The sequence below is a fragment of the Bartonella sp. AP19HLJMH genome, from assembly GCF_042196245.1.
GTDB lineage: Bacteria > Pseudomonadota > Alphaproteobacteria > Rhizobiales > Rhizobiaceae > Bartonella.
In genome coordinates this window covers 1-602 of sequence record NZ_JBHIPX010000082.1, presented here as the reverse complement: position 1 = coordinate 602, position 602 = coordinate 1, and the positions used below count along the sequence as shown (strand labels likewise).

The window sequence follows — 602 nt, the reverse complement described above, 5'->3', positions numbered from 1 at the left end:
CCCCCTGAAACTTATGTAGTACAAAACAATGTTGCTATCCTACCAGTTCATGGCACGCTTGTGCGCCGTGGTGCATGGCTTGGGGCTTTATCGGGGCTAACCTCTTATGAAGGTTTAAGGGCTTCTTTTCGTGAAGCCATTGCACAACCTGATGTTCGTGCTGTCTTACTTGATATTGACAGCGGCGGTGGAGAAGCCGGCGGTGTGTTTGATTTAGTTGAAGAGTTTCAAACACTCTCAAAACAATACAATAAACCCATTTGGGCACATGCCAATGAATTTGCCTGTTCTGCAGCTTATGCCATTGCTTGTGCTGCTTCTCAAATATGGGTAGCTCGCACGGGTGTTGTAGGCTCGATTGGAGTTGTTTGTGCCCATCTTGACCAGTCCCGTGCAGATGAAAAACACGGGCATAAATGGACCTTTGTCTTTGAAGGTGATCACAAAACCCATGGCAACCCTCATGAACCCTTGAGCGATACAGCACAGATAAAAATGCAAGCCGATTGCGCCCTGCTCTACGAGATGTTTGTCGATTTGGTGGCGCAAAACAGACGCTTAAATGCTGCTGCAATTCGTGACACAAAAGCAGAAACTTTTAT

Annotated in this window: 1 protein-coding gene; it reads left to right on the top strand. The window is 46.7% G+C overall.

Annotated elements, in window-relative coordinates:
• A partial coding sequence (locus tag ACFINR_RS09485; RefSeq protein WP_375654244.1) for a S49 family peptidase occupies positions 1 to 602 on the top strand: 602 nt, incomplete at both ends.